Annotated in this window: 10 protein-coding genes and 1 pseudogene; 3 read left to right on the top strand and 8 right to left on the bottom strand. The window is 74.5% G+C overall.

From position 1 onward, the window contains the following. Window positions 1–4: 4 nt before the first annotated feature. The 5 genes from ACFWBB_RS22885 to ACFWBB_RS22865 form a co-directional block, all read right to left on the bottom strand. Window positions 5–1,048, bottom strand: coding sequence for an AAA family ATPase (locus ACFWBB_RS22885; RefSeq protein ID WP_385275417.1), 1,044 nt, complete (start codon window positions 1,046–1,048; stop codon window positions 5–7). A 161-nt stretch (window positions 1,049–1,209) separates the two neighbouring features. Beyond that, window positions 1,210–2,937 carry a trypsin-like peptidase domain-containing protein gene (locus ACFWBB_RS22880; protein WP_385275414.1) on the bottom strand — a complete coding sequence of 576 codons (1,728 nt, stop codon included), beginning with the start codon at window positions 2,935–2,937 and terminating at the stop codon, window positions 1,210–1,212. Continuing rightward, window positions 2,934–3,260 (bottom strand): CU044_2847 family protein, encoded by a 327-nt coding sequence (locus ACFWBB_RS22875; RefSeq protein WP_385275411.1) that lies wholly within the window; start codon window positions 3,258–3,260, stop codon window positions 2,934–2,936. Before ACFWBB_RS22875 ends, ACFWBB_RS22880 begins: the two co-directional genes overlap by 4 nt. Before the next feature lie 83 nt (window positions 3,261–3,343). Beyond that, window positions 3,344–4,954 carry a carboxyl transferase domain-containing protein gene (locus tag ACFWBB_RS22870; RefSeq protein WP_385275408.1) on the bottom strand — a complete coding sequence of 537 codons (1,611 nt, stop codon included), beginning with the start codon at window positions 4,952–4,954 and terminating at the stop codon, window positions 3,344–3,346. Beyond that, entirely contained in the window at window positions 4,951–6,450 is a 1,500-nt protein-coding gene (locus ACFWBB_RS22865) for an acyl-CoA synthetase (protein ID WP_385275405.1), read from the bottom strand. The genes ACFWBB_RS22870 and ACFWBB_RS22865 overlap by 4 nt, the downstream gene beginning before the upstream one ends. Window positions 6,451–7,001: 551 nt before the next feature. Here ACFWBB_RS22865 and ACFWBB_RS22860 point away from each other — a divergent pair. Next, window positions 7,002–7,886 carry a RimK family alpha-L-glutamate ligase gene (locus tag ACFWBB_RS22860; RefSeq protein ID WP_385275402.1) on the top strand — a complete coding sequence of 295 codons (885 nt, stop codon included), beginning with the start codon at window positions 7,002–7,004 and terminating at the stop codon, window positions 7,884–7,886. Window positions 7,887–7,958: 72 nt separating this feature from the next. Here ACFWBB_RS22860 and ACFWBB_RS22855 read toward each other — a convergent pair whose 3' ends face one another. After that, window positions 7,959–8,579 (bottom strand): hypothetical protein, encoded by a 621-nt coding sequence (locus ACFWBB_RS22855; RefSeq protein WP_385275399.1) that lies wholly within the window; start codon window positions 8,577–8,579, stop codon window positions 7,959–7,961. A gap of 163 nt (window positions 8,580–8,742) precedes the next feature. Here ACFWBB_RS22855 and ACFWBB_RS22850 point away from each other — a divergent pair, with 163 nt between their 5' ends. Then, window positions 8,743–9,516 carry an IclR family transcriptional regulator gene (locus ACFWBB_RS22850; protein ID WP_385275396.1) on the top strand — a complete coding sequence of 258 codons (774 nt, stop codon included), beginning with the start codon at window positions 8,743–8,745 and terminating at the stop codon, window positions 9,514–9,516. Further along, entirely contained in the window at window positions 9,513–10,373 is an 861-nt protein-coding gene (locus tag ACFWBB_RS22845) for an SMP-30/gluconolactonase/LRE family protein (protein WP_385275393.1), read from the top strand. Before ACFWBB_RS22850 ends, ACFWBB_RS22845 begins: the two co-directional genes overlap by 4 nt. Before the next feature lie 427 nt (window positions 10,374–10,800). On the opposite strand, the gene ACFWBB_RS22840 is transcribed toward ACFWBB_RS22845, so the two are convergent. After that, complete coding sequence (locus ACFWBB_RS22840) at window positions 10,801–12,333, bottom strand: pyridine nucleotide-disulfide oxidoreductase (RefSeq protein ID WP_385275390.1); 1,533 nt, start codon at window positions 12,331–12,333, stop codon at window positions 10,801–10,803. Between the two features lie 52 nt (window positions 12,334–12,385). Further along, window positions 12,386–12,590: pseudogene (locus ACFWBB_RS22835) on the bottom strand (hypothetical protein); the annotation flags it as partial.

The following is a 12,590-nucleotide window of genomic DNA, read 5'->3' as shown; positions in this document are numbered from 1 at the left end:
CTCCTCAGAAGCCATCGCCGTCCGCCGTGGCGCTGAGGTACGGCATCAGTCGTTCCGCGAGACCGTCGCGCGAGTCGGCGTCCAGACCGGCGACTCCGGTGAGGTAGAGGGCGTTCAGCAGCTGGTCGGTGGCGAGTTCGCCGTCGGCGGCGCGGGTCAGGAAGCGGTCGATGAGGTGTTCCGCCTCACCGGGCGGGGTGTCGAGGTGGGCCCGGACGATCTCGGTGAGCTGTTCGCGGCCGGGGCGGCGCAGCTTCAGCCTGACGCAGCGGCGCAGGAAGGCGGGCGGGAACTCCCGCTCGCCGTTGCTGGTCAGGACGACGAACGGGAAGGCGCGGCAGCGGATCCGGCCGCGGGTGACGTCGACGGGGGTGTCCGAACCGTCGGCCAGGACCTCGGCGGTGACGTCCTCGGCGGAGTGACGGGCCGCGCGCATGAGTTCGGGGATCTCGTACTGGCCCTCCTCCAGGACGTTCAGCAGGTCGTTGGGCAGATCGAGGTCGCTCTTGTCGATCTCGTCGACGAGGAGCGCGCGGGGACGTTCGTAGGGCAGCAGGGCCGTGCCGAGGGGGCCGAGGCGCAGATGGTCCTCGACCCCGCCCCCGGAGTCCCCGCCCCCGGAGTCTTCGTCCCGCTCGCGCCGGGCCGCCTGCCGGGCCGCGTACAGCCGGGACAGCGGGTCGTACTGGTAGAGGCCGTCGGCCAGGGCGGAGCGGCTGGTGATGTTCCAGCGCAGCACCGGGCCGAGGCCCAGCTCGCGCGCCACGGCGTACGCCAGGGAGGACTTGCCGGTGCCGGGCGGGCCGGTGACCAGCAGGGGGCGGCGCAGCACGAGGGCCGCGTTCACGAGTTCGACGCTCTCCGGGGTGGCGACGTACGAGCGGGCGCGGTGGACACGGTCGGGGGACACGGCCGCCTCGTCGTCGGCGTCACGCGGCGGCGGCACGACGGGCTCGCCGTCGAACGCCCGCCAGGGCGGCGGCGCGGGCAGCCGGGCGATGCCGTCGTGCGGCTCGCTGTTCCCGGTGTAGACGGACCAGTGCGGCATGGTTCTCCGAAACTCGGGGTGACTCGGTGCGGCTCGTGCGACTCGGTGGTGGGTGGTGGGGGCGGGCTCAGGACACGGGCGAGGCACCAGGTCACTGGTGAGGGATCAGGGATGGGCGAGGACTCCGGGCATGGTCAAGGGATCAGGGCATGGGCGAGGGGTCAGGTCACGGGGGAGTGGGGGTGGGTGGACGTGCCGCCGTGCGGGTCGGCGAAGAGGCGGGGGTCGTCCCACAGCAGCTGGATGTCGTGCGCCCAGTGACCGTCCTCCGCGTCGGCCTCCTCGCGCAGCGCCAGCACCCGGCGCGGGAGTTCGGCGGGCGGTACGCCGGACACACAGCTGTCGAGCTCGTCCAGGAACGTCTTGCCCGCACAGCCGTCCCCACCGGCGCAGGACTCGTCCGGCCCGGTGTGACAGCCCTCGCGGGACCAGACGACCATCGGGGCGGGCGCGTTGACCGAGGTGTCGAAGTGGGGCCGGGTGTGGGACGCGGCCGGGGCGGTCGCGAAGCCGGCGAGGCAGGCGTCGTCCCGGCGCAGCCGCATCCGGAGCCGGCGGGGTTCCTCGGGGCTGCCGCACTCGACCCGGTGCACCCGGGCGCCGGGCGCCGCGTCGAGCCGGTTCCACACCCGGGTCAGCTGGTGCCGGACGCCCGCCCTGCGGCGCGCCTGGTCGGTGACGACGAGCGGGTACACACAGCCGAGCGGGGTGTCGTCGTCGGGGGTGCTCGCCCAGCGGTCGACGGGCAGGTCGATCCAGTCGCGGGGCAGCGCGAACGCGAGCAACTCGTCGCAGCCGGGCGTCAGATACCGGAAAGCGGCCTCGATCCGGTCCTGCACATAGGCGCGCAGCCCGGCCTGCGGGACGGTGTCCGAGCCGACCGGGTGCCGGCGGCCCCCGCTGTACGCGGACACCTCCACGCGGACGTGCCCGTCGCCCGCGCCGCTGTGCTGGAGGTCGACGAGGATGGGTGACCAGTCGGGTGCGCCGGCCGGCTCGGCGGCCGTCTCGACGGGGGCCTGGAACAGCGCTTCCACATGGGCGGTGAAGCGGGCGACGGTGGCCGCCGCGTCGGCGCCGTCGACCTCGCACAGCACGAACAGGGCCGCCGACCACAGCGAGTCGAACCCCTCCTCCGGCGCGTCCGGGTCCAGCGGCCCCCTGGCGGACTCGTAGAGCCTTACGCGCCGCCCGGGATCGCCGTCCAGACCCGCGCGGACGGCGCGCTCGACGAGCCCGCGCAGCCGGGCGCGGTCGGCGGTGCGGTGGTCGGACGTGGGGACCAGGCCCTCCAGATCGGGCCAGTAGCGGGCCATGACCTCGGTGGGCATCATCCGCCCGTTGTGCACGCCCCGGTCGCCGGCCGCCGCGGTGACCATGCCGACGACCTCACCGGTGTCGACGAGCGTGACCGCGGCGCCGCTGAACCCGGGGGCGAGCGGCTGGCCGCCGGGCTGCCAGGCCTCCAGCTGGATCCACTCGCGGTTGAGCAACTGCGTTGCCGTGATGCGGTATTCGGCGAGCGTGCCCTCGTCGAAGCCGACCGGGAAGCCGTAGACGACGAGCTTGCGGGGCCGGTCGGGGCGCCGGTCGTGGGCGGCGTCCACGGGGGCCAGCGCGGCCGGGGCGACCGGGACCTCGTGCGCGAGCTCCAGGACGGCCAGGTCGCCGAGGTCGGCGGTGCCGCCGCCCCAGCCGCCGTCGGCGACCACCCGGGCCGGCACGGCGGGGGAGCCGGGGCGCTCGGTGAAGGTCACCGCCAGGGCCTCCGGGTCGGCCGCGCGCACGACGTGGGCGCAGGTCAGCACCCTGCGTGGGGTGACGAGGAAGCCCGCGCCCGCCACCTGGCCCGCGCTCTCGATCCGGGCGTGCCATTCGGCGCTGTTCATGAGGTCGGGGAGGGTGACCAGGTCAGTCGCACGACGAGGTGTCCCTCGGCGGTGCCCTTGGCGATGATCGCGCCGGTCTCCGCCGACAGCTTCACCCCGAACTCGATCTCCACCCCGTCGGGCCGTAACGTCCCGTCCCGGAACACCCGCAGCGCGGACTCGGCGGCCGCGCGCACGCCCTCCAGGGCGCCCTCGAAGGTGCGGGTGGCCTGGACGGTCCCGTCCCCCCTGGCCACCAGCCGGGAACCCGGCCGCCCCTCCGTGACCGCTTCGACGGCGACCACCGCACCGTCGTCGGTCCTGAACTCCACCAGTCCGTCCACGTGCCCCCGTAACCCCTTACTCATGTGGCCTGCGGCTCTGCGCGCATCCATTGTCACGGACGGTACTGGAGATTGTCCTGCGTTCAGCGCGCCTCCGTGATCCGGATCACCCCCAGCTCCTCCAAGTCCTGTGGCCGGATACGGAGTTGATCGGCCGTCGCCTCCACCTCCCGCTGGGGCCGCTTGAGGATCGCCGCCGCCGACTCCGGTGCGATGACCGAGAAATAGCTGTCCGGGGTGGCCCAGGTGCGGCCGGGCGCGGCCAGGGCCAGCGCGCCGCCGGAGCCGCCCTCGCCGATGACCAGCGTGGTGAGCGGGGTGCGGGCGGTGGCGACCACGCCGAAGAGCTCGGCGATCGCCGCGCCCGCCCCCTGCCGTTCGGCCTCGGCGTCGTTGGCCGCGCCGGGGGTGTCCACCAGGGTCAGTACCGGGATGCCGAGCCGGTCCGCGAGCCGGATCAGCCGGGCCGCCGTGCGGTACCCGGCGGGCCGGGTCGCCGCCCCGGTCTGGGCGGCGTAGGCGACCGTACGGCCCTCGCGGGCACCGAACCCGCACAGCATCCCGTCGGGGTCGACCCCACCGCAGCGATCGCCGGAGATCGCGAGCCGGTGGGTGAAGTAGGCATCCAAGTAGGCCCGGGCACGCGGCCGTTCCACCGCCCGCGCCCGCCGCACCGCCTCCCACCCGGTACCGGGCAGATCCGTGACACCGAGAGCGGCGGGAACGGGGGCGGGCTCACGGAGTGACCCCGGGCGGGGCTCGGCCCCGGGGTCCTGTGTGCCCGGTATCGGACCGGCCTCGGCGGCGGTTGGTCCGCCGGGGGTGCCGTGCGTCTCGGCCGGCACCGCGGCGGCTCCGCGAAGCGACCCCGGGCGGGGCTCGGCCCCGGGGTCCGTCGCGGCTCGCGGCGTGTCCGGCCCGGCGGTGCCCGGTTCGTCCGGGGCGCCGGGTGTCCCGGGCGGGTGGTGGGCCACCGGTGTTCCGTCGGTCAGCAGTCGTAGCCAACGGCCCAGTACCTCCCTCAGCTCCGCCGGAGGCACCACCGCGTCCGCCGCTCCCGCCGCGACCTGGGCCTCGGCCGTGTAGGCGGCCGGGTCGGCGTCCGGTGGGCGGACCCGGGAGCCCGCGAAGCCGACCTGGGCGTCCGGCAGCGCCAGTACGACATCGGCGCCCGCGCCCAGGGTGGCCCAGCCGCCGCCGGTCGTCGGGTCCCGCAGGACCGCGACCTGCGGCAGACCGGCCTCCCTGGTGAGCGCCGACTGCCGCGCCACCCGCTGGAGTTGGGTGAGGGCGAGCATGCCCTCCTGCATCCGGCTGCCGCCCGTGGCGACCAACGGCACTACCGGGAGCCGGTGTTCGCGGGCGTATGTGTACGCCGCCTCCAGACGGTCGCCGGTGCGCCGGCCCAGCGAACCGCCCAGGAAGCCGAACTCGAAGGCGATCAGCACGGCCCGGGTGCCCAGGACGCTCGCGTTGCCGCAGACGACGGACTCCGACTCACCGGTGCGCCGGGCGGCCCGCTCGCGCGAGGCGTCGTAACCGGGCCAGCCGAGGGGCCCGTCCGGAGCGGACGGCCGCTTCCCGCCGGTCCCGGCCCCGGCGACGGCGCCGAGGTCGGCCGGGTCGGGGAGCTGGACGAAGTCGTCGGCGACGAGGGCGATGACCTCCCGCGCGCTCGCCCGCCCCGCCGTCATGACGGCAGCGCCCGCTTCATGATCTTCCCCATGTCGTTGCGGGGCAGCGCGTCGAGGTACCGCACCACGCGGGGCCGCTTGTGCGGCGCCAGCCGACGGGCGACATGGTCCGCCAACTCGCCCTCGTCCGGCGGCGATCCGGGGTCCGCCGGGACGACCCACGCGACGATCCGCTCCCCGAGGTCGGCGTCCGGCTCCCCGGTGACCGCCGCCTCGCGCACCCCCGGATGCTCCAGCAGCGCGTTCTCGATCTCACCGGCCCCGATCTTGTACCCGCCGCTCTTGATGAGATCGGTCGCCTTACGCCCCACGATCCGGACGTAACCGTCGGGATCGCGCACGGCCACGTCGCCCGTCCGGAACCAGCCGTCGGAGGTGAAGGCGGCGGCTGTCGCCTCGGGCCGGTTGAGGTACTCCGTGAACAGGTTCGGCCCGCGCACCTGGATCTCGCCGACGCTCTCCCCGTCGTACGCCTCGACGGCCGACCCGTCCTCGTCCACGAGTCGCAGCTCCACGCCCGGCAGAGGCACCCCGACGGTCCCCGCCCGTGCCTCCCCGTCCGCCCGGACGCTGGTGTTCATCAGCGTCTCCGTCATCCCGTACCGCTCGATCACCCGCCGCCCGGTCGCGGCGGCGATCCGCTCGTGGTCGTGCACGGGCAGCGCCGCCGAACCGGACACCAGCAGCCGCGCCCCGGCGAGCGCCTTGGCCAGCGCGGGGTCGGCGGGCAGCGCCTCGGCGATGCGGTGGTACATCGTCGGCACCCCGAAGAGCATGCTCGCGCCACTGCTCAGCTCCCGCGTCACGCCCTCCGTGCCGAACCGCCCGAGATGCCGCACGGACCCGCCCCGCCGCAGCGGCCCGAGGATCCCCAGCACCAGCCCGTGCACATGGAACAGCGGCAGCCCGTGCACGAGGACGTCCTCGCCGGTCCACCGCCAGGCGTCGGCGAGCGCGTCCAGGGTGGTGGCGATCGCGCGACGCGGGATGACCGCGCCCTTGGGCGGCCCGGTGGTGCCCGAGGTGTAGACGACGAGGGCGGGATCCTCGTCGCCCACGGGAGCACCGACCGGCACCCCGCCACCACGCACACCGCGCGGGCCGCCGCCGCCCCGGGCCTCGCCGCCGACCGTGACCTCGCCCCTCACCTCGACGTCGATCCGTTCCAACTCACGCAGCGCGGACGGAAGTTCGTCGCCGGGAGCGGCCAGCACCACCCCGGGCGCGCTGTCGCTCAGAATGTGCCCCAGTTCCTTGTCGCCCGACTTCGGGTTCAGCGGCACGGCGGCCACCCCGGCGAGCAGCACGCCCACGATCCCGACGGCGGTCTCCAGCGACGGAGTCGCCCACACGGCGACCCTTCCGGCTCCCCGCACCCGCTCACCGACGGCGCCGGCCGCCGAGGCGAGCTCCGCATACGTCAGGGAACGCTCGCCGAAGCGCAGCGCGGGGCGCCCGGACGGGTCGTCCGTCAGAGCCGGGAAGAGAGAGGACACGGAACGGGCTCCTTGAGTGGCTGCGGGACACAACAAAGCCGTTCATACCCCACGCGCCAAGCCCTCACCTGTCGGGCCGCCGCCTCCCCCACGTCCGCGACCACGCAACCGACGATGTCCGGCCCGCCGGCACCGTTCGCGGCGCTCACCACCGCGTGCACGGCGGCGTCCGGGGCCGCGGCCGTGGTGAGGAGGGCGCGGATCTCGTCGTCGGGGACGACGGTGGAGAGCCAGTCGGAGCACAGGAGGCAGCGGCCGTCGCTTCCTCGGTCCCGCCACCGATGCCGGGGCTTCACCGAGGGTGAAGGTCAAACACCTTGTCCCGGCCGAGGGGACGCCGGATAGCCTGCCGAGGCACGAGACAGACGTACAGGCACGCAGACGTACAGGCATGCAGGCGTACAGGCGTACAGGCGTGCAGGCATGCAGACGTGCAGGCACGCAGGCATGCAGGCATGCAGACGTGCAGAGATGCAGACGTACGGCCGTACGGAGATGCAGCCGTACAGTGATGCAGCCGTACAGCAGAAGTACGAGAACGGAGTCCCGCCGTGCCCCGAGTCGCCCTCGTCACCTACGACCCCCGGCCGGAGCCGAGCAAGGACCGCGATCTTCCCGTGCTGCGGGCCGCGCTGACGGCCGCCGGGGCCGAGGCGGAGGTCGTGTGCTGGGACGACGCCGACGCCGACTGGGCCTCCTACGACCTCGCCGTCATCCGCTCGACCTGGGACTACAGCTGGCGCGCGGCCGAGTTCACGGCGTGGGCGGAGCGGTGCGGCAAGCTGACGAGGCTGGCGAACCCGGCCGCCGTCGTGCGCTGGAACACCGACAAGCGGTACATCGGGGAGCTCGCGGCGGCCGGGGTGCCCACGGTCCCGACGCACTATCTCGCCCCGGGCGACACCGTCGGCCCCGCCGATCTGCCGGGCGACCACGAGTACGTCGTCAAGCCCGCCTCGGGCGCGGGCGCCCGCTATGCCGCGCGCTACACGCCGGACCGGCGTGAGGCGGCCGTACGGCACCTCGCGCGGATGCACGCCGAGGGGCTGACGGCGATGGTGCAGCCGTACATGCGGAGCATCGACACCGGCGGTGAGCGGGCCCTCCAGTTCGTCGGCGGGCGCCTGCTGCACGCCAGCCGCAAACGGGCCGTACTGGCCCCCGGAACCGCCTTCGACGCGGACAAGGTCGCCCACCCCGGTCTGGAGCCCTGGACCCCGGCCCCGGCCGAGCTCGCCGTGGCCGAACGCGCCCTGGCCGCCGTACCGGACGCGCCGGAGCTGCTCTACGCCCGGGTCGACCTCGTGGACGGCGACGACGGGGAGCCGCGCGTGATGGAACTGGAACTGGTCGAACCGAACTTCTTCCTGTTCCTGCACCCGGAGTCGGTACCGGCCGTCGTGACGGCGATCCTGACGGCGGCCGCCACCCCCTGACGACCGCCCCGCCCCCTCACGGCAGCCCCCGCTCCCGCCCCGGTTCCGGTCGGGCCGGTGGCCGGGCCGCCCCTACTCCCTGACCGCGATCCGTTGCAGCAGCCCCCAGGTGAACTCCGCGACGACCTCCCGTCTCACGCCCAGCGCGTCGGGTGCGGCGAAGGCCAGCCCTGGGGGTCCCCCCACGCCCTTGAGGCTGTGGGGGAGGGTCGGGGCGGTGCCCTCCAGGGGGTGGGCCGGGGCGAAGGCGTGGGCGGCCTCGTCGACCGTGCAGGACCAGGGGGTGAGGTCTTCGAGCGTGGTCAGGCGCGGGGGCACGGCTCCCGGGGCGCGGACCAGCCACTCGTTCCAGACGCCGCCGTTCGGGGCGACCAGTAGCTCGAAGCGCAGGTCGGGCCAGAGGGGCAGCGGCCAGAGCCAGGCCTCGCAGTCGAGGTCTCCGACGCGGCGGGGCGTCCGGGACTCCGGCTCGCCGAGGACCGAGCGGTAACGGGACAGTGAGCCCCGGGCGTGCGGTGAGTGGAGCATCGCCTGCCATCGCTTGTTGGCCTCCCGCGTCTGTGCGAGGGAGACGCCCAGGGCATGGCGGGCATCCTCCACCAGATCGGGGTTGTGGTCGGCCATGCGGCGCAGCAGTACCTGTTGGAAATCGAGCGCCGCGAAGGAGCCGGCGAGGCGTTTCTGGGTCGGCATGCCCTCCATCCTGGCCCACCCGGCGTCCCGTCCTGGGCCACTGTGCGTTTCCGGACCATTGCCCGTCGCAACGTCGTATGACAGCCTGTGTTCGTCATGCCGATCGCCTGTTGAAATCTCGAACGCAGGCACTGAGACGACCAACTAAGGGAGGGGGCCGGTTGTGGGACGCCTGGTACCTGCCGTGACCCGAGCGCTCGACATCCTCGAGCTCTTCCTCGACGGGGACGGTTCGCTCTCCGCCCCCGACATCGTGCGCAAGCTCCAGCTTCCGCGCACCACCGTGCACGAACTGGTGACCACGCTCTCGGCGCGGTCGTACATCGTCGGCGTTCCGGGACAACCCGGACGGTACCGCCTCGGTGTGCGTCCGTACCAGCTCGGCAGCCGCTACGCCGAGCAGCTCGACCTCGCCGCGGAGGGTCAGCAGGTCGCGCGCTCCGTCGCTGAGACGTGTGACGAGACGGTCCACGTGGCGATCCTCGAGGGCACCGACGTCATCTACATCGCGAAGGTCGACTCCACCCACGCGGTCCGGATGGTCTCGGCCGCCGGACGTCGGCTGCCCGCCCACTGCACCTCCGTCGGCAAGATGCTGCTGGCCTCGCTCTCCGAGCCGGAGCTCAGCGCGCGCATCCCCGACGACGCCGACCTGATCCGGATGACGCCGAACAGCATCACCGAGCCCGGCGCCCTGCGTGAGGCGCTGGCGGAGATCCGGGAGCGGGGCGTCGCCGTCGAGAGCCGCGAGTCCAATCCGGACGTCAGCTGCGTGGCGGCTCCGGTGCGCGACCGCACGGGGCAGGTCGTCGCCGCGCTGTCCATCTCCGTGCCGATGATCCGCTGGAGCGACGAGCGCCGGGACGAACTGGAGCAGCTCGCCGCGAAGGGCGCCGCCGAGCTGTCCGAGCTCCTTGGCTACCGGAGCGTGGCGTGACGGCGACCGGCACGGCCTACGAGGTGGCGGTCCGGGCCGGGGCGACCCTCGGCGAGGGGCCGACCTGGGACCCGGTCACCGGCCGCCTGCTCTGGCTCGACATCCTGGGCTCCCGCCTGCACGGCTACGACCCCTCGACCGGCCGCCGCACGGTCCGGGCCACCGACCAGCACGTGGGCGCGGCCAAGCCCCGCGCCGGGGGTGGTCTGGTCCTCAACCTGCGGGACGGCGTGGGTCTGCTCGACCCGGACGACAGCTTCCGCTGGCTGCGCCACGAGCCGGTCCCCGGCCGCCGCGCCAACGACGCCGCCGTCGCCCCCGACGGCTCGCTCTGGGCCGGCACCATGCGCTACGACGAGGCCCCGGGCGGCGGCACCCTCTCCCGGATCACCGGCGACGGCTCGAGCGAGCCGGTCCTCGACGACGTGGCGGTCAGCAACGGCACGGGCTGGAGCCCGGACGGCACGCTGATGTACTACATCGACTCGCCGACGCGCCGGGTCGACGTCTTCGACCACGCGGCGGACGGGCGGGTGAGCGGCCGCCGCCCCTTCGTCACGATCGAGGACGGCGCCGGCTTCCCCGACGGCCTCACCGTCGACGCGGACGGCTGCGTCTGGGTGGCGCTGTGGGACGGGGGAGCGGTACGCCGCTACACCCCGGCGGGCGAACTGGACCGGGTGATCGTCCTCCCGACCCCCAGGGTCACGGCCTGCGCGTTCGGCGGCGCCGACCTGACGGACCTGTACATCACCACCGCCCGGGTGGGCCTGGATTCCCCCCACCCGGTGGCAGGCTCGCTCCTGGTGATACCGGCAGCGGGCAAGGGCCTACCCCAACCGGCGTTCGAGGGCTGAACACGGTCCCGCCGCCGGACGGGCCGGTGCCGTCTCCCGGGCGGGCTACCTGCCGGGTGGGCCAGCCGCCGAGCGGGACAGCCCCCGGACCGGGCTACCTGCCGGGCGGGCCAGCTCCCGGACCGGGCTAGCTGCCGGGCGGGCTACCTGCCGAGCGGGCCAGCCCCCGGACCGGGCTACCTGCCGGGTGGGCTACCTGCCGAGCGGCCCAGCCCGGACGGGCCGGGCCCCGGGCGGGACAGCCTCCGAGCGGGCCGCGCTTCGAGTGGGCGCGGGGCAGGGAGGCGTGGTCCGGCGCCGGGCTGGTGAGCGGTCGGTGCACCGCGCAAGCCGGCCCTGACGGCCCTCGGTAGCCGCGCCTGCGCCGCCGGCCAGGCGGTCCGGGCGAAGGAACTCGGCGCCGCTCGCCCGCTCGGCACCGCCCGGTCTACTCCAGCCCCGCGCGCTTCAACTCGTCCCCGGTCAGCGGCGGTCCGGTCAGCGCCGGTTTCAACGGCCCCATCGCGGCCGCCAGCAGCACCGACGGAGTCAGCAGCACCCCGGGGCCGCGCTCCAGGGACGTCACGTCCGTCACCCGGCGGGCGATCCGTCCGTTGCCGGTGGCCGTGAGCATCAGGCGGCCCACGTACGCGGCCACCAACCGGTCCCGCAGCGTGGGCCCGTCCTCCGTCGCGCCCTCACAGAACACGTCCTGACCGACGGCGAGGTCCCATGCGGTGCTCACCGGCCGGGCCACCGCCTTCTGGACCCGTCGGGACAGCCCGGCGGCTGCCCACCCCTGCCGGCGCACCACGTCCCGCAGGATCACCGCGCTCTGGGCGGCGACGGCGAGGCCGTGACCGTAGAGCGGGTTGTACGCGGCGAGGGCGTCACCGAGGACGACGAAGTTCTCCGGCCAGGCCCGCATCCGTTCGTAGAAGTGGCGGCGGTTGACGGTGGCCCGGGTGTACGACACCTCGGACACCGGCTCGGCCTGCTCGAGCAGCTCCCCGATGACGGGGTGGCGCAGCTCCTCGCGGGCGAAGCGGACGAAGTCGTCGTCGGCGGGGGAGGGCTCGCCGCCCCGGGTGCCGTTCAGGGTGACGATCCAGTGCCCGTCCTCGATGGGCAGCAGAAACCCCGCCCGCCCCGGCGTCCCGTCGCGCGGGTCGGGCTGAACGTTGACGATCGGATACCCGGAACGGGCCTGCTCGGGCGCGCGGTAGAGACGACTGGCATACGCCAGCCCGGAGTCCACCTCCCGCCGCTCCACCGCAGGCAGCCCGAATGCCTCCAACCACCCCCCGGCCCGAGACCCCCGCCCGGTCGCGTCCACCACCAGCCCCCCGGAAACCACCCACTCGCCGACCGTGCCCGCGTCCGCGCGCCGGCTCCCGTCCACGCCCGGGTCCGCCGGCCTCGCGCCCGCGCCCGCTCCCGAGCCCGTAGCCGATCCGGAGCCCGATGCCGGTGCCGCGCCCGCGCTCGAGGGCGTCGCCGAACGGGAGTCCCCGCCCCACCTCTTGCTCAGAGCTGCGGCAGCGGCCGGTGCCAGTCCGCCCCGGGCCCTCACCCGTACCCCCGTGACCGCTCCCGCGTCGCCCTCCAGGCCCAGTACCTCGACGCCGGAGAGCAGTTCGATTCGGTCGTCCGTGAGGACCTGGGAGCGGATCGTCGCGTCCAGGAGGTCGCGGCCGGCCAGGATCACGTGGTGGGACTCGGGCCAGCGGCGGAACCAGCCCCGCGCGCCCATGACGACCATGTCCGTAGTGACCGGCGTCCGGCGGGCCCCGGCGGCGCGGAGGGCCCCGGTGACGCCCGGGAGCAGTTCCTCCACCGCCCGTACCCCGCCCGACCACAGCATGTGGGCGTGCCGGGCCTGGGGCAGCCCCTTGCGGGGGGCGGGGCCCTCGGGCAGTACGTCCCGTTCGATGACGACGACCCGGTCGGCGAGGCCGGCCAGGGCGCGTGCGGCGAGCATGCCCGCATGGGATCCCCCCAGGACAACGGCGGTTCTGGCGGGGTTGGAGGGTTCACTCATGCGTGGACATGCTCTCTGCCGGGGCGACCGCGTGGGCGCGGACCGCCTGTATGTCGTCGGGGTGGCGAAGGATGCGGGACACGGCCTGGATCTCCCGCAGGAGGTAGGTGGTGTCCGGACCGGCGGAGCCGGACAAGGAGGCGGGGGAGATGGGAGTGGTGGGAGTGGTGGGAGTGGTGGGGCACTCGCCCTCGGCG

The sequence above is a fragment of the Streptomyces sp. NPDC060000 genome, assembly GCF_042737375.1.
Lineage (GTDB): Bacteria > Actinomycetota > Actinomycetes > Streptomycetales > Streptomycetaceae > Streptomyces.
This window is presented reverse-complemented; position numbering and strand designations above follow the sequence as displayed.